At 67.9% G+C, this 16,769-nt stretch carries 10 protein-coding genes; 4 read left to right on the top strand and 6 right to left on the bottom strand.

The window, feature by feature from the left end:
* The first annotated feature begins 3 nt into the window (after positions 1–3).
* Together MEBOL_RS31225 and MEBOL_RS31220 are read left to right on the top strand one after the other, a co-directional pair.
* Positions 4–1,899, top strand: coding sequence for a ribonuclease R family protein (locus MEBOL_RS31225; protein ID WP_095983112.1), 1,896 nt, complete (start codon positions 4–6; stop codon positions 1,897–1,899).
* Positions 1,900–1,978: 79 nt separating this feature from the next.
* Positions 1,979–4,783 carry a cation-translocating P-type ATPase gene (locus MEBOL_RS31220; protein ID WP_095980861.1) on the top strand — a complete coding sequence of 935 codons (2,805 nt, stop codon included), beginning with the start codon at positions 1,979–1,981 and terminating at the stop codon, positions 4,781–4,783.
* 23 nt (positions 4,784–4,806) lie between these two features.
* On the opposite strand, the gene MEBOL_RS31215 is transcribed toward MEBOL_RS31220, so the two are convergent.
* The 3 genes from MEBOL_RS31215 to MEBOL_RS31205 form a co-directional block, all read right to left on the bottom strand.
* Complete coding sequence (locus MEBOL_RS31215; protein ID WP_170115625.1) at positions 4,807–7,245, bottom strand: carboxypeptidase-like regulatory domain-containing protein; 2,439 nt, start codon at positions 7,243–7,245, stop codon at positions 4,807–4,809.
* Positions 7,246–7,474: 229 nt separating this feature from the next.
* Positions 7,475–9,427 carry a phosphatidylinositol-specific phospholipase C domain-containing protein gene (locus MEBOL_RS31210; RefSeq protein ID WP_095980859.1) on the bottom strand — a complete coding sequence of 651 codons (1,953 nt, stop codon included), beginning with the start codon at positions 9,425–9,427 and terminating at the stop codon, positions 7,475–7,477.
* Between the two features lie 652 nt (positions 9,428–10,079).
* Positions 10,080–12,461, bottom strand: coding sequence for a carboxypeptidase-like regulatory domain-containing protein (locus MEBOL_RS31205; RefSeq protein ID WP_170115624.1), 2,382 nt, complete (start codon positions 12,459–12,461; stop codon positions 10,080–10,082).
* 211 nt (positions 12,462–12,672) lie between these two features.
* On the opposite strand from MEBOL_RS31205, the gene MEBOL_RS31200 reads away from it, so the two are divergent.
* Together MEBOL_RS31200 and MEBOL_RS31195 are read left to right on the top strand one after the other, a co-directional pair.
* The gene (locus tag MEBOL_RS31200; RefSeq protein WP_483869366.1) at positions 12,673–14,031 is read left to right on the top strand and encodes an AHH domain-containing protein; all 1,359 of its coding nucleotides are present in this window, start codon (positions 12,673–12,675) and stop codon (positions 14,029–14,031) included.
* Positions 14,032–14,042: 11 nt separating this feature from the next.
* On the top strand, positions 14,043–14,609 hold the full coding sequence (locus MEBOL_RS31195) for an imm11 family protein (protein ID WP_095980856.1): 567 nt from the start codon (positions 14,043–14,045) through the stop codon (positions 14,607–14,609).
* Positions 14,610–14,613: 4 nt separating this feature from the next.
* Here MEBOL_RS31195 and hisIE read toward each other — a convergent pair whose 3' ends face one another.
* The 3 genes from hisIE to hisF are packed head-to-tail and all read right to left on the bottom strand — an operon-like array spanning position 14,614 to position 16,768.
* The gene (gene hisIE, locus MEBOL_RS31190; protein ID WP_179956327.1) at positions 14,614–15,231 is read right to left on the bottom strand and encodes a bifunctional phosphoribosyl-AMP cyclohydrolase/phosphoribosyl-ATP diphosphatase HisIE; all 618 of its coding nucleotides are present in this window, start codon (positions 15,229–15,231) and stop codon (positions 14,614–14,616) included.
* Positions 15,231–16,007 (bottom strand): histidinol-phosphatase, encoded by a 777-nt coding sequence (gene hisN / locus MEBOL_RS31185; RefSeq protein WP_095980855.1) that lies wholly within the window; start codon positions 16,005–16,007, stop codon positions 15,231–15,233. The genes hisIE and hisN overlap by 1 nt, the downstream gene beginning before the upstream one ends.
* Before the next feature lie 2 nt (positions 16,008–16,009).
* Positions 16,010–16,768, bottom strand: a complete 759-nt coding sequence (gene hisF, locus MEBOL_RS31180; protein WP_095980854.1) for an imidazole glycerol phosphate synthase subunit HisF — start codon at positions 16,766–16,768, stop codon at positions 16,010–16,012.
* Position 16,769: the final 1 nt, after the last annotated feature.

Below are 16,769 nucleotides of genomic sequence, written 5' to 3'. Positions count from 1 at the left end.
TCCATGGACTCGTCCCTTTCGCCTCGCACCGTCACCGGCCACGTCGACGTCCACCCCCGCGGTTTCGGATTCCTCCTCGTGCGCTCCTCGGGTGCCGACCCGGGACTGTCCGCCTTCATTCCTCCGGCCGAACTCGCGCCCTACCTGACCGACGACGTCGTCTCCGCGACCGTGAGCCGCGCGGAGGATGGCCGGTGGAGCGCGAGCGGCCTGTCCCTCGTGAAGCGGCCTCGCCAGGAGGTCTTCGGCGAGGTGGTCCTGCGCGACTCCCGGGTTTTCCTCCAACCCGACCGGGAGGTGGGCCGGGGTGACTGGCCCCTGGAAACACAGGGCACCGAGCTCCGCGCCGGGGACGCGGTGGTGGCCCAGGTCGACACGGGCACGCTCCGGCTGCTGCGCCGGTTCGAGCCGGGGGTGGACCTCTCCCTGGAGCGGCTGCTCGTGCGCCACGGCCTGCGCCGCGACTTCGGCCCGGAAGCACGCGCCGAGGTGCCCGCCCTTCTCGCCAGGCCCCATGCACTGGGGAGCCGGCGCGACCTGCGCGGCGTGCCCACCGTGACCGTGGATTCATCCTCGACGCGCGTCATCGACGATGCGCTCTCCATATTGCCCGCCGGGGGCGATGGCGCCCTGCGCGTGTTCGTCTCCATCGCGGACGCCGCCGAGTTCGTCCCCGAGGGCTCGGCGCTGGAGCGCGAGGCCCGTGAGCGCGCCACCAACGCGTACCTCGCCGATGCCATGCTGCCCATGCTCCCCGAGGAGCTGTCCGCGGACTGGATCAGCCTCAAGCCCGGCGAGGACCGGTCGTGCCTCACCGTGGAGCTGCGCCTCGATCCCGAGGGTCGCATCACCTCGGTGGACGTCTACGAAAGCCTCCTGCGCTCGTGGGCGCGGCTGAGCTACACCGAGGTCGCCGCCTGGTTGGACACGGGCGAGTTCTCCGCGCCCATGGCCCCGGTGCGCGAGGCGATGCCCTGGTTGCGCGCGGCGGCCGCCCGGCTCGCGGTGGCGCGGGCCGGACGTGGCGGAATCGAGATGACGCGCGACGAGGCCTTCTTCACCTTCGACGACGTCACCGGCGAGGTGTCCGGCATCGAGACCGTGCGGCCCACGTCCGCGCACGCCCTCGTCGAGCGCTTCATGGTGGCCGCCAACGAGGCCATCGCGGGCTGGCTCGTCGAGCGCGGCGTGCCCGCCCTCTTCCGCGTCCAGGAGGGACCGGATCCCCGGCGCGTGGCGGACCTGGAGGTCTTCGCGCGGCAGTCGGGCTTCGCCCCGGCCATGGGACGCGCGCCCACGCCCCTCGCCCTCGCCGCGTTCGACCGGCAGATCTCCGGAACCCCCGAGGAGCCCGCGCTGCGCGCGGTGCTGCGACGCGCGCTCGGATCCTCGCGCTACACCGTCGTGCCCGCGCCCCACTTCGGCCTCGCGGCACCCGCCTACGTGCACTTCACCTCGCCCATCCGGCGCTATGCCGACCTCGCCGTCCACCGCGCCCTCAAGCACTACCTGCGTGGACGGCGCGACTTCCTCCATGAGGATCCGGACGTCGAACGGCTCGCGGTGCACCTCAATGAGCGCACCCGGGCCACCCAACGCGCGGAGAAGGAGCGGCAACGGCTCCTGGAGGCCCGGGTCATGGCCGCCCACGTGGGCCGGGAGTTCACCGGACGCGTCACGCGAGTGCGCGGCTCCGGCCTGCTCGTGCAGCTGGACAGTCCGCTCGTGGAGGGCCTGCTTCCCACGGACTCGCTTCCCGGCGGTCCCTACACGCCGGATGAACGGGAGACGGCCCTCGTGGGCTCCGCGCGGACATTCCCGCTCGGCATGCCGCTGCGCGTGCGCGTGGCCTCCACGGATGAAGGCCTCGGCCGCGTGGAGCTGGCACTCGCCGGGTAGCGCTCGGCTCGCCTCCCAGCTCCCCCGGGTGGGAACGAACGAGGGGCGTGGCCAAATTGCGCGAGGGAGGAGTCTCGCGATGAACGATCAGCCCCTTGGACGCACCCCGACGTCCCCATGGCATGCCCTACCCCCGGACAAGGTCCTGGAGTCGCTCGAGAGCCGGGAGGAGGGCCTGACGAACGAGCAGGCGCGTGAGCGGCTGGAGCGCTATGGGCCCAACGTGCTGCGGCGCCAGAAGAGCGATGGTCCGCTCGTCTTGCTGTGGCGGCAGATCAACAGCCCCTTCATCTGGGTGCTCATCGCCTCGGCGGTGCTGGCCATCCTCCTGGGGAAGGTAACGGACGGGCTGGTGGTGGCGGCGGTGGTGGTGCTCAACACGATCATCGGCTTCATCCAGGAGTACCGCGCGGGCAAGGCCATCGAGGCGCTCAACCAGATGGTGCCGGAGAACACCACCGTGGTGCGCGAAGGCCGCAAGCTGTCGGTGCCCGCGGAGCAACTGGTGCCCGGCGACGTGGTGCAGGTGGCATCGGGAGACAAGGTGCCCGCGGACATGCGGCTGCTCTCCGCGCGCAACCTCTCCGTGGAGGAGGCCGCGCTCACCGGCGAGTCCGTGCCCGCGCGCAAGGACGTGACGCCCGTGGCCGAAGACACCGAATTGGGGGACCGCGCGAGCCTCGTCTTCGGCGGCACGCTGGTGACGTCCGGCGCGGCCAGCGCGGCGGTGGTGGCCACCGGCCAGCACACCGAGCTGGGCCGCATCTCCACGCTGCTCCACGAGGCCACGGACCTCCAGACGCCCCTGACGAAGGCGCTGGCCGTCATCGGCAAGTACATCACCCTCGCGATCCTGGTGGTTTCCGCGGTGCTGCTCGGTGTCGGCCTGTGGCGGGGCTACGAGGTGAGCGAGGCCGTCGTCGTGGCGCTGACGCTGGCGGTGGCGGCGATTCCCGAGGGGCTTCCCGCCATCGTCACCATCGCCCTGGCCATTGGCGTGCAGCGCATGGCGGCCCGGCGCGCCGTCATCCGCAAGCTGCCCGCGGTGGAGACGCTGGGCAGCACCACCGTCATCTGCTCGGACAAGACGGGCACCCTCACGCGCAACGAGATGACGGTGAAGGCGCTGTGGACGTCCGAGGGGCGCTATACCCTCACGGGCGTGGGTTACGCGCCCCAGGGCGAGCTGCGGCGGGACGACCAGCCCCTGGAGGGGCCTCCCACCGACGACGTGTGCGAGTTGCTGCGGGCCGGCGCGCTCTGCAACGACGCGGCGCTCCAGCAACGGGACGGCAGGTGGGAGCTGACGGGAGACCCCACCGAGGGCGCGCTGCTGGTGGCGGCGAGGAAGGCGGGCGTCAACGAGGAGGAGAAGCGCTCCCGGCACAGCCGCCTGGATGCCATCCCCTTCGAGTCGGAGAACCAGTTCATGGCCACCCTGCACGAGAACGGCGGCGACGGCCGGCGCATCCTCGTCAAGGGCGCGCCCGAGGTCGTCCTCCGCCGCTGCGACCTGGGCGACGGCCTCTCCCCCGAGGCCGTGCTCGCGGAGGTGGAGCACATGGCGGCACGGGGAATGCGGGTGCTGGCCATGGCGGCCCGGAACGTGCCCGCCTCGCACGATGGCCTGCGTCTGGAGGACGTCTCCGGGGGGCTGCGGCTCCTGGGCCTGGAGGGGATGATCGATCCGCCTCGCGAGGAGGCCATCGCCGCGGTGAAGGCGTGCCACGACGCCGGCATCACCGTGAAGATGATCACCGGCGACCACCTCGCGACGGCGGAGGCCATTGGCATGCAACTGGGATTGCAGAAGCCAGACACCCGGGGCATCACCGGATCGCAGCTCGCGGCCATGGATGACGCGCGGTTGGAAGAGGCGGCCGTGCGCACGAACGTCTTCGCGCGGGTGGCGCCCGAGCACAAGCTGCGGCTGGTGCGAGCGCTCCAGGGCAAGCAGCACGTGGTGGCCATGACGGGGGACGGGGTGAATGACGCACCCGCCCTCAAGCAGGCCAACATCGGCGTGGCCATGGGCATCACCGGCACGGCGGTGTCCAAGGAAGCGGCGGACATCGTGCTGGCGGACGACAACTTCGCCTCCATCGCCGCGGCGGTGGAGGAGGGACGGCGCGTCTACGACAACCTCATCAAGTCACTGGCCTTCGTGCTGCCCACCAACCTGGGCCTGGCGCTCATCCTGCTGGTCGGCGTGGCCCTCTTCCCCATCCAGCAGATCGACGGAGCACTGGTTCCGCTGATGGCCATGCGCCCCACGCAGTTGCTCTGGATCAACCTGGTGGCCACGGTGTCGCTCGCGCTGCCCCTGGCCTTCGAGGCGCGGGAGGTGGACGTGATGCGCAGAGCCCCCCGGAATCCAGATGAGCCGGTGCTCAGCCATTTCGTGGTGATGCGCACGGGCCTGGTGGCGCTGTTGATGACCGCGGGCGCCATCGGCCTCTTCCTGTGGGAATACACCCATGAACGGCCACGGGCGGGTCACGAGCTGGCATTGGTCGAGGCGCAGACGATGGCCGTCAACACCGTCATCAGCTTCCAGATCTTCTATATGCTGATGTGCCGCACGCTCACCGGATCGCTGAGGAAGGTGGGCCTGTTCAGCAACCCCACGGTGTTCGTGGGTATTGGCGTGTTGGTGCTGTTGCAGGCGGCCTTCATGTACGTGCCCTTCATGCAGCGGGTGTTCGGCACCGCGCCGCTGAGCCCGGGGGCCATGGGCCTGTCCATCCTCGTGGGGGCGGTGGTGCTGCCGGTGGTGGGGCTGGAGAAGTGGCTGCGCCAGCGAGGCGGCCACCCTCCGGAGACCCCGGAGCGGCGCGAGGAGAAAGAACCCCACCCCTGGAACCGCGAGCGCCTTCGGGTGTGACGCGGGACGTGCCCTCCGGACGTTCACCGACGCAAGGTGATCGTCCCCACGTCCTGGTCCACCTCCTGCCGCACGGACAGGGTTCGCCGCACGGGAGCGGCGCCGGGAATCAACTCTCCGTCGACGGAGAGCTCCAGGGCGAGGGGCCCCGTCCGCAGGATGGGCCATTCAAAGCGCCCCTCCTCGTCATCCATCTCCTCGCCATTCACGGTGAAGCGGGGAATGGGCGAGCCATCCGCGCGGACGAACCGGGCACGAAGCCTCGCCGTTCGTGCGAGGACGACGCGCACTTCCCGCGCTGACGGATCCAGGCGCATCTGCTCCGGCGCGTCCTCTCGCCAGGGCTCGGCCATCTGGTAGCCCTCCTTGCGCACCGACAGCGCGCCCGCCTCTCCCGAGACATAGGAGAAGGCGAAGCGCCCATCGGGCCCGGTCGTGGCCTCCGCGTGGGTGTCTTCCAGGTGCACGATCGACCACAGTTGGGAGTGGAACGCGACGGTGGCCCCTTCAACGGGAGCCCCTGTCCTGTCCACCACGATGCCGCCGAGGGGATGCCCCGCCTCGAAGCGCAGCCGCGCCTGGGCTCCCGCCGCATCGAGCTCCACTTCCTGGGTGGCGAGTTGCGAATAGGAGGCGTGCTGCAGTGCCGCGGAGAGCCGGTAGCGACCCGGGTGGGGCGCCACGAGCGAGAACCGTCCCCGTGAGTCCGTTCGACCGCTCGCGAATTCCACCTCACGCCCCGGAGCATCCACGGACCAGAGGCCCACATCCGCCCGGGGCACGGGTTGGCCCGTCTCGTCCACCACCTCGCCCTCCACGGTGGGCGGACGCGCGACCCGTAGACGCAGCTCCGACGAAGGAACCCTCACCTGCTCGGAATGGTCCCGCTCCCGATGGCCCTCGCTCCAGCCCGAGCCCACCACGAGCAGGTAGGAACCCGGTGGGCGTTCCTCCTGGGGAACGCACACGGTTGGATCGATACAGGGCTCGAGCCGCCGACTCGCGTCCAGGGAAAAGCGCCCATCTGGTCCAGACGTCTCGGTGGTGATCCACTGCTCGTTCGAGGTCTCGAAGAGCGACACGCTTTCACCCGCGACCGGAAGGCCCCGCTCGTCCACCAGGGTACCCTCGGCGAGGAGGCGGCGCTGGAGGGTGAAGTCCACGGTGTTTCGTCCCTCGGAGAGTTCTCGCGACGACGAGTGGGCCAGGCGGCCCTCCGGAGAGGAGACGCGGAAGGAGTACTTCCGCGAAGGCAACGGCCCGAGGTGATACTGGCCCCGAGCGTCCGCATTCACTTGAAAGTGCTTCGACACACACCCGCGCCCAGAATGAAGCGAGACGACGGCGTTCGCGACCGGCTGCCCCTGTTCGTCACGGACCCAACCCGCCACCTCGGCGAAGGGCTCCCCCAACCACAGCTCGATCCCCGTCACGTCGGGCGGCACCGTGGCCAGGTCCTGTCCCGACATGGCGAAGGAGATCTCCTCGCGAGCCATGAACCCCTCCTGGGTCGCGGTGAGAGCATAGGTCTGGTGGACGGACAGCCCGTCGAAGGAGAAGCGGCCCCGCTCATCCGTGCGCACCGTGCGCTCGGGCTTGTCGAGCCGGACTTCCGTCCCGACGACGGGCTCGCCCGTCTTGGACATCACATGGCCCGAGACCCGCATCGGCGAGTACAGGGAGAACGCCTGCTCCACATCGGGAAGATGGAGCCGGAGGGTCGTGGACTCGGGCATCAGGCCCTGATGGGAGGCGGCCACGAAGTAGTCGCCTCGGGGCAGTGGTCCCAGGTCGTAGCGGCCCCGCGCGTCCGTGAGGGCCTCGAAGAAGCGGCTGTGACCGGTGAAGACGGCGGTGACGAGCACTCCGGCCAAGGGCTCCCGACGCGCGTCGGTGACGCGTCCCGACAACCGGGAACCTCCGCCGAGCATCAAGTCCACCCCATCCTGCCCCGCGACCACATCCCGCCGCAGTCCCACGCCTTCGGGGCTCTCCACCCAGAGCGTGTAGGCCCCCTCCGACAATCCCTCCAAGGAGAAGGAACCGTCCGCCAAGGACGTGCCCCGGGCGAGAACGGGAACCTCTCCCTCCCGCTGAGTCACGAGTTCGAGCATCCGCTCCGAGGAGGAACACTCGATGAGGGAACCGTCGGGAACATGCATCAAGTCATCCGCGCAGACCCGCTCCGACAAGGGCTCGCCCGCCATGGCCTGGGAAGCGAGCACCACCGCGCCCGAGACAGGTCCCCGAGCGTTCCGCACCGTGCCTCGAATGGACCGAGACTCCGCCGGAGGCGAGGGCACGGTGGGGCGCACGGCGGCGGGACCGGAAGACGACACCGGGCGCGGCGGGGGAGCGTTGGCTTGGGAATCATGGGGAAACCCCGTGAAGAGCCAGGCGACGACACCCGCCATCAAGAGTCCCCCCACGAGCACCGCGCCGACCCATCCTCGGTGCCGCATCGACATCCTCCTTGGCCCGTATGCGTCCCAGTACCAGGAGCCAAGTCTAGCGCGAACGCCCTACCTCGCGCTGGAGGTGGTCCATGCCCCGTAGAGGGTAGATGCGGCTGGACTCTGGAGTGTCATCGCCCCTGAGATGACGTTCCTACCGCTCCGTCATCCCCGGGCCGCGACCGCTGTTGGCATCCGGAGCGGCCTCGGGGTCACCTGTCGACTCGCGAGCAACCCTCTACAGTTTGTCGATGACGCCGGAATCACAGCCCGCGGAGGGTGTAGGCGCTGGCACACCGGACTTGAGGTAGCACCGGGCCGGGTAGCCATTGAACCCCGGTTTCACATATGTGAAGGCCTTGCAGAGCGGAGCCTCGGCGATGCACGCCTCACGGCAGCTTTCAGGGCGTGCCTCCTGCAGCTCGAAGTTCCGGTAGTCCTGGCCACCGCGGTCGACGTTAGTCTCGATCCACCCGGAGACGAGCCCGGTGTCGCGGTTCGACAAGGTCGTTCCCGAGATAGTGTTGGAATTGATGGTGGGACTGGGGATGCCAGACTTCAAGTAGCACCGGGCCTGGGTGCCCAGGTAGCCAGGCTTGACGTACGTGAAGGACTTGCAGCGGTTCGACTCGTTGAAGCAGGCCTCGCGGCACACCTCGGGCCGGGCATCCTGCATCTCGAAGGCCCGGTAGTCCTGGCCACCGCGGTCGATGTCGAGCTCGAGGGACGTGCCCACTGCCGTGTACTTCCGGGTAGTGCTGGGATTGACGCCGGAATCACACTCGGGATCGGGAACAGGGGCGGGGACGCCGCTCTTGAGCACGCACATGGGCTCAGCGCTCTTGCTGCCGGGTCGCACATAGGTGAAGGACTTGCAGAGGTTCGACTCGTTGCGACAGGCCTCGCGGCACAGCTCAGGCCGGGCTTCCTTCATCACGAAGTACCGGTAATCCATCCCGGGACGGTTCACGTTGGTCTCCACCAGTCCACTGAAGAGCCCCCTCTTCGGCTGAGACATCGGGGTGCCCGCGACGGTGTGTGCGTTGAACTGGGGCGCGGGAATGCCGGACTTCAGGTAGCACATGGCCTGGAGAACTTGGATGCCGGGCGCGACATAGGTGAAGGCCTTGCACCGGGGCGCATCGGCGAAACAGGCGCTGCGGCACAGCTCGGGTCGTGATTCCCGCAGGGCGAACACCATGTAGTCCTGCCCCGGGCGGTCGATGCCGTACTCAAGCGTCGTGCCGCTCTGGTACTGGCCGTTCTCACTCCGCAGGGAGGGGATACCACCCTGCGCATTGAGAGGGATGATGGCATCCGGCAACCATTGCTGGGGAAAATCCGCCATAAGGAGCCCGGTGCGTTGGCCGTCGCCATCCACCAGATAGTTGTGGGCTTCCGCGTTGAGCCGTGTGGCAATGCAGCGCGGCGTGCCATACATCGGGAAGGGGTCAGCGCAGTTGCCATTCATGACATTGGAGGCGGACATGAAGTTGACGTACATCCGGTCACGAGGCCCCTCATCGGCGGCATTGAGATGATTGCGCACCAGATTCCATTTCGCGTCGGTGTTGGATTCTTCCCAGGCGTCTTGAATGTCGAGCGACCACCAGTTGATTCCATGAGCGCCAGAGCTGAATCCATCGAGGATGACGATCTTGCCTCGCACCGCGCCGAGAGTGGGGATGGTCGTGCCGCGCCAGATGAATGGGCTGTAGGCGGGCTGATCGCGGTACCACCGGAAGGTATCGATGAAGGAGCGGGTGCAGAACTCCTCGGTATGTTCTTGCTGCACCCGCATCAGGATGGTTTCCCCGGGGTGGTCCTTCAGGAACTGCACCGTCGTGCTCAAGACGTCATCGAAGTTAGCCTGGAGGTAGTACGCGCCATGATGAATGGTGAAGCGATCACCGATATGGCGCGCGCGGATGTCCAGTGCGCGGATTCCCGAATCCAACTGGGGACGGAGTTCCTCGGTCTGGGTGAGCACCCAAGGCAGCTCGAAGGCGCTCGCCGAGTCCGCTTGGTTGGCCATGGTGTCGTGGGTACCAGGAATGGAGAGTGAGGCCAAGCTGGTGGAGTCCGGCAGCCAGCGCATCCAATCCGCGTTGGCCGCCAGGGCGGTGTGGACTGGAGCCAGGAGGGTGAGGACGAGCAGCTTGAGTAAGAGAGAGTGTTTGGAAAACACCATGATGAGCTTTGATGAGCCTTTCAGCCGAGGAAGTAGATCGGCGTGGCAGGGAACGCGCTACGTGCCGAAAACATTCGCACCGCCTGTGCGTAGGCTCACTCGCTGGTCGTGAAGGGCGTTACACCGCATCACGGGAGCCGGGTGGAAAAGGCCGCCCGGACTGGGAAATGTGCGAGGCGTTTCACGGCATCAGCACGCATTCTGCTTCATACCGATGCGGCCGCTGCCCTTCTCTCCGGCCAGATGCAGGCACAACCCTGAGCTGTCCCCTCTTTTAGCAGGGGAGCAAGGGAGGGCTCTATAGGCTAAATGGTGCGGGAAGTAGGGACCGCGTGGTTACTTCTGCGGTCATGCACAAGCCTTGCTTCGATCTCCCATGTCGTTCTGAGCGTCGTCCACTCGGCCCGCCTGGGGGTCCATATCATCGGAAAAGTCCTGGCCTGGGCCCAAGGCACGTACGCAAGCACGGGGTGAAGCAGGTGGATCGGCTGCTATCCAACCAGGACATTGATACCTGGGAATCCTTCGCTTTCTGGGTCGTAACGGCTCGCCGTGCCCCGTCTGGACGGGGTGAGAATGAGCACGCCCGGGTCTCAAGACGATCGGCGCCACGAGGATGAACTTCAAGGAAGTATAGAGGCTCAACGCCTACTCAGTCGCGCAAGGTGATGACGCCCAGATCCTGGTCCACCTCCTGCCGCACGAACACGGTCCGCTTCACGGTGGCGGACCTCTCGCCCTCGTCGATGGAGATCTCCAGGGTCAGGGAGCCCGTCCGCACGATGGGCCATTCCAGGAGCCCCTGCTCGTCGCTCATCTCCTCGCCATTCACCGTGAAGTCCGTGACGGCCGAGCCATCCGCGCGGACGAGCCGGGCGCGCAGCATCGCCTTGCGCGCGAGGACGACCCGCACCTCGCGCGCCGAGGGCTCCAGCCGCATCCACCCCGGCACGTCCTCCCGCGAGGGCTCGGCCAGCAGGAAGTCCTCCGTCTCCACCAACAGCACGACCGAGTCCCCCGACACGGAAGCGAAGGTGAAACGTCCATCGGGACCGGTCGTCGCGTGCACCTCGGGCTCTTGATGGGGGTGCCTCCCCGAGCGGTGCTCGGACTGGAAGCCGACGACGGCCCCCGGAACGGGCCTTCCTTGGAGATCCACCACGATGCCCGAGAGGGAGTGCCCAGCCTCGAAGCGCAGCCGCACCTGGGCTCCCTCGGGCCCGACTTCCACCGCTCGCGCGGTGGCGTGGGCGAAGGAGTTGTCTTCCAGCTCCGCGGAGACCCGGTAGCGGCCCGGACGCGGCGCCACGAGCGAGAACCGGCCCCGGGCGTCCGTGGTGCCCGACTCGAGTTCCTGGTCCGAGGACGCCTCGGACGACCAGAGGCTCACCAGGGCCTGGGCCACGGGCTGGCCCGACTCGTCCACCAACTCGCCCTCCACGGTGGGCCGACGCGCGATGACCACCCGCAGGTCCGCCGCGGGGACCGGCACTTCCTGGGACCAGACGCCCTGGTTGGACGAGTCATCGTCCGAATCCGGACCCACCCGGAGCAGCAAGGGCCCGGAACGAAACGCCCGGAGGGAGAAGCGTCCCCCCGGCCCGGACTTGTCCGAGAGGCTCCACTCGGGCTCTCCCGGACGCGTGAGGAGCGACAGGTGCTCGCCCTCGACCGGCTGGCCTCGCGCATCCACCAGGATGCCCTCGACGCGGGGAACGAACTCCAGGGTGAGATCCAGGGTGCGCTTTCCCTCGGAAAGGGTTTCCTCGTGCGAGGCGAACAGGCGGCCATCCGGAGAAGACACCGACAAGGACACCTGGTTCGGGGGCATGGGTCCGAGGTGATAGGCCCCTTGGACGTCCGTTTTCGCCAGGTACCTGCTGACCACGCACCCGCTGCGCACGTAGAGCTTGATGACGGCCTCCGCGACCGGCTGCCCCCGCTCGTCCCGGACCACGCCCTCCAGTTCGGCGAGGGCCGTCCCCAGCTCCACGGTGATCTCCTTGGAGAGGGGCGAGGGGGTGTCGTTCTCGTGTGACGGGCGGAAGGAGACCCCCTCGGTGCCCATGAAGCCGCCGTGGTGCGCGGTGACCACATAGGAAAAGGTGGTCAAGCCCTCGAAGGAGAAGTGGCCCCGCTCGTCGGTGAGTACCCGGCGATCATCCTTCCGTCCGAGCGAGACCTCCGCCCCGGCGGCGGGCTCCCCCTCCGGGGTCAGCACCCGGCCGACGAGCGTCCTCGGAGCAATCAGGGTGAGGGACTGCCGCACGTCGGGCGGATGGAGCCGCAGGGGACTGGCCCGGGACATCGTGCCCTGGTGGGAAGCGACGAGGACATACTCTCCCCGGGGCAAGGGTCCCAGGAGGTAGCGGCCTTGCGCGTCCGTGAGGGTCTCGAAGAAGCGGCTGTGCGCGGTGAAGACGGCGGTGACGCGCGCTCCCTCCACCGGCACCTGCTGCTCGTCGGTGACACTTCCCGATAGCCGGGAGCCCGCGCCCAGCACCACTTCCACGCCCTCCCGCCCCACGGCCACGTCTCGCAAAAGACCCACGCCCTCGGGACTCTCCACCCAGAGCGCGTAGGAGCCCGCCTCCAATCCGTCCAGGAAGAAGGCACCGTCCTGGGTGGACAGGGCCTGGGCGAGGACCGGCGCCTCGCCCTGCCGCTGGGCCACGAGCACCTCGGCCCGCTGCGAGGTGACACAATCGCGCGTGGACTCGTCTCGCATCCGTCCGAGTCCCTCCACACAGGGTAGGCCCGTCAGGGATTCGCCCTCCACGGTCCTGGACGCGAGCACCGTCGCGCCCGCCACGGGACCCCGCGCGCCCCGGACGGTGCCGCGAATGGAGAGCGCTGCCCGCGGAGGGGCGGTCAAGGCCGGAAGCAGCGCAACAGACCTGGCGGAAGAGACCGGCGGCGGAGTGGGCACCTTGACCTGGACGTCATGAGGCATCGCGGAGTGGTGCCAGCCGGCGAACGCCGCGACCAGCAGTCCCCCCACGAGCGCCGCGCCGAACCATCCTCGGTGCCGCATCGACATCCTCCTTGGCCCGTACATCCCGAAGCCAGGAGCCTAGTCTAGCGCGAACGCCCTACCTCAAGGTGAAGGTGCGCCATGCACCGTAGAGGGTAAGCGAGAGAGCGTCATCTTCATCTGACAGGATGCGGCTGGATTCTAGACTGTCATCGTCCTTGGGATGACGTTCTCGTAGACTTGTCCCCTCCTCGAGCTGGGGGGGTATTTCATCGAACCCTATCGTCTGATTGGCGTGCTCCTGTCCTTGGCCTTGACCACCGCGTGCGGAACCACGCGCGTGGTACGGCTCGACATGGGCCAAGGCAAGCCCCTTGTCCACATCCCCCAGGCGAATGAAGCCAGCCTGGTGGAGTTGGGAAAGGCGGAGTTCACAGAAGCCATAACAAAGGAGATCCAGCAGAGCAGCCCTCCGGCCAACCCCGAGAAGGCCGCACGTAAGTTGTTCGATATTTCACCGCACAGTGGCTGGTATGGGTACACCCGGCATCGAGGTGTCGTGCCCCTGGATGGGCCGCCTCCGGCTTCACTCGGGACCGAAATGGATGTGCGAGTGACCCAGGAGTATCTGCGGTTCTGCGCGGCCATGGGTCAGCCGGGAGATTGCCGGAGGGTGCTGATGAACAGCCCGGTCCTCACCGGGGATGGCCGCTACGCCCTCGCCATGTCCTTCGCCCTCGATGCAGTCATCCCCGAGAGGATGGAGTCCTTCAAGGACATGGCCGACCCTGAACTGCTCAAGGCCTCCATTCTCTGGACGATGACGCTCTACGCCGCGATGTGGATGGCACCCGAACCGGTGTTCTCCAAGGGGCTGGCGACCGTCGTGACGGCCACTTTCATCTGCTACGTCGGAGTGGACACGTTCTGGACACTCATCCAGGGCTGGCGGCGACTGGTGAAAACAGCGGACCTCGCCACGTCCTTCTCGGAGTTTCGCGAAGCAGGGACGAAGTACGGCAAGGTGATGGGAAAGAACGCGGCGCGAGCGTTCACCCTGCTGCTCACCGCGGCCATCGGCCAGACGGCCTCCAGTTTCTCGGCCAAGGTATCCACCCTTCCTGGCTCGGCGCAGGCATCAGCCGTGGGGGCTGCGCGGGTGGGAATCCTAGTGTCGGAGGTTGCACAGGTGGAAGCAGTGGCTGTCACCGCCGATGCGGTCACCATCATCCTCGCCCCCAACGCGGTCGCCGCAACGGCCCAGAGCATGCGAGGGGCTGCATCCAGCCCAGTCGAGGCCGAGGGACCCGAGCACCACATCGCCACGAACAAGTGGACCGAGGCCACCCACAGTGGCGGTCCATGGACGCCCCGCTTCCAGGAAATCTTCGATCGCGCGGGGATGTCGTTGAACGATCCAGCCAACAAAGTGCGCGTCAAGGGCCACCATGGGCCCCACCCACAGGAGTACCACGAGGAAGTCCACGACCGGTTGAACGCGGCGACGCTGGAATGCCGGAGCATTCAGCAGTGTCAGGAAGCATTGGTGGCGGAACTTCGCGCATTGGCCGAGGAGATCACCACGGAGAACACGACACTCAACAAGCTCGTCACCAAGCGAGCGAGGTAAGAGGAACGCTCATGACCAGCCGGTATTACAGACTGTCCGATGACGTTGCTCTCGCTGGCCGATGGGAGTTGGGCAAGCTCGGCGATGAGCGGGGAGAAGAGGTATGGCCTGCCCTGCTCATGCGGGGAGTTCCCGCTCATGTGGATGGGCGTATCAAGGTGCCAGTGAAGATCCCGGGTCAACCGCTCGACTTCTCTCACGCGGCCTTTGGCATTCCCGTCGTCCACGTCAGGGCCGCATCCGTCTTCATGGAACTAGCCTCGAATGATGTGCAGTTCTTTCCAGTGGATATCGAGGGGCAGACCGAGAAGTACCTCGTCCTCAACACCACTCGCGTAGTGAATTGCATCGACGATCAAGCATCCGAGGAGGTGCGTTACTGGAAACCGGAAGACGGGCGGCCAGAGAAGACCGGGCAGTACCGCGCCGTGTACGGCATGCGTATCGACCGGGCGAAAGCAGGAGATGCCAGGGTCTTCCGTACTTGGGGATGGACAGTGGCCCTGATTGTCTCCGAGGAGATCAAGAAAGCCCTGGAGCACATCGGGGCCACGGGGGCGAAGTTCAAAGAGGTGTAATCGACTACTTCGCGGCGGGGGGAGCGGCCCGGCGCGCGAGCACCGCCTTCACGTCCTCGAGCGTCACGCCCAACGGGCGCACCGCCACGAGCAGGTGGTAGAGCACGTCCGCCGCCTCCTCCATCGCGCGCTCCTTGTCCCCATCCGCGCATGCCGTCACCAGTTCCGCCGCCTCCTCGCCAATCTTCTTGAGGCGCAGGTTGCGGTCGTCCAGCAGCCGCCGCGTGTAGCTCGGCTTCTCTCCGGGCTCGGGCGCCTTCGACGCGCGCTCGGCGATGGTCCGGTCCAACTCCACGAGCGCGTCCACCGGGCCGATGCCGAAGCACGTCTCCGCGCCGGTGTGACATGCCGGACCCGCCTTCTCCACCCGGGCGAGCACCGCATCCGCGTCACAGTCCGCCGTCAGCGACACCACGCGCTGCACGTTGCCGCTCGTGCCGCCCTTGTGCCACAGCCCCCGCGTACGCGAGCGGTAGTGCATCTCGCCCGTCTCGAGCGTCTTCTCCAGCGCCTCGCGGTCCGCATGCGCCACCATGAGCAGGTCGCCCGTGCGCGCGTCCTGCGTCACCACCGTGACGAGCCCATTCCCCTTGGTGAAATCCAGCTTCGACAGGTCCAACATCAGGGCCCCTTCTTCACGCCAAGCAGCGCGCGCACCGGCTCCGCCAGCACCGCGTTCGTGGCGATGGAGTTGCCGCCGAACGCCGTCCGCTTCCCCGTCCAGTCCGTGAACACCCCACCCGCCTCCTCGATGATGGGCAGCAGGGCCGCCGCGTCCCAGGGGGACATCAGCTCGTCCACCATCGCCTCCGCGCGGCCCGTGGCCACCAGCAGGTAGCCGTAGCAGTCGCCCCACGTCCGGGCCACGGACGCCTTGGCCGAAAGGGCCCGCCATCCGATTCCCCGCTCGGGGTAGGCCTGGAAGCGCTCATCGGTGGAGAGCACGAGCGAGCGCGACAGTTCCGCCTCGGTGGACACCCACGTGCGCTTGCCGTTCCACCAGCACCCCTGCCCCGGCGCCGCCACCAACATGTCGCCCACGGGAGGGAAGTACGCCGCGCCCGCGAGGATGGTGTCTCCCTCGACCAACGCCACCAGCGTTCCCCACAACGGCACGCCCCGGATGAACGTCTTGGTCCCATCGATGGGATCGAGGATCCACCGGCGCCGGGCTCCGGGCCGCGTCTCGCCGAACTCCTCGCCGAGGATGCCGTCCTCGGGGAAGTGGGACTCGAGCCACTCGCGCGCCGTCCGCTCGGCCGTCTGGTCCGCGATCGTCACCGGGGAGCCATCCCCCTTGGTCTGCACCTGAATCCCCTGGCGGAAGAAACCGAGCGCCACATCTCCCGACCGGCGAGCCACGTCCTCCGCCGCCTGCATCAATGACCGCGCATCCATGCCTAGAGGCTCCTGACTTCGAGGCCGCTGCCACGCAGCAGCGTCTTGATTGAATCCACCGTGGTCACCCCATCGTGGAGGATGCCCGCGACGAGCGCCGCCTCCGCCCCGCCCTCGCTCAGCGCGGCCCGGACATGTTCCGCGTTGCCCGCTCCCCCCGAGGCGATGACGGGAACATCCACCGCCTCGGCCACGGCCCGGGTCAATTCCAGGTCATATCCCGAACGGGCGCCATCCCGATCGATGCTCGTGAGCAGGATTTCCCCGGCGCCCCGCTTCACGCACTCGCGAGCCCAGGCGATGGCCTCCAGATCCGTGGCCCGCTTGCCGCCATGGGTGAACACGCGCCAGGAGCCCCCGTCGCGCTTGGCGTCGATGCTCGCCACGACACACTGGGCCCCGAAACGCTCGGCGCATTCGGTGAGGACCTCGGGCCGGGCCACCGCCGCCGAGTTGAGGCTCACCTTGTCGGCCCCCGCGCGCAGGGCGAGCCCCACGTCGTCCGCCGTGCGCACGCCACCGCCCACGGTCAGCGGGATGAACAGCCGCTCGGAGGTGCGCCGCACCAGGTCCCAGAGCGTGCCGCGCTCCTCCTGGGTGGCGGAGATGTCGAGGAACGTCACCTCGTCGGCGCCCGCGGCCTCGTAGCGCAGCGCCAGCTCCACGGGGTCGCCCACGTCGCGCAGGCCCTCGAACTGGACGCCCTTGACCACGCGTCCGCCCTTCACGTCCAGACAGACAATCAGCCGTCGTGTGAGCATG

Origin of the sequence: Melittangium boletus DSM 14713 (assembly GCF_002305855.1) — a bacterium.
Lineage (GTDB): Bacteria > Myxococcota > Myxococcia > Myxococcales > Myxococcaceae > Cystobacter > Cystobacter boletus.
Note: the sequence above shows the minus strand (reverse complement) of the source record. Positions and strands in the feature narration are given on the sequence as shown.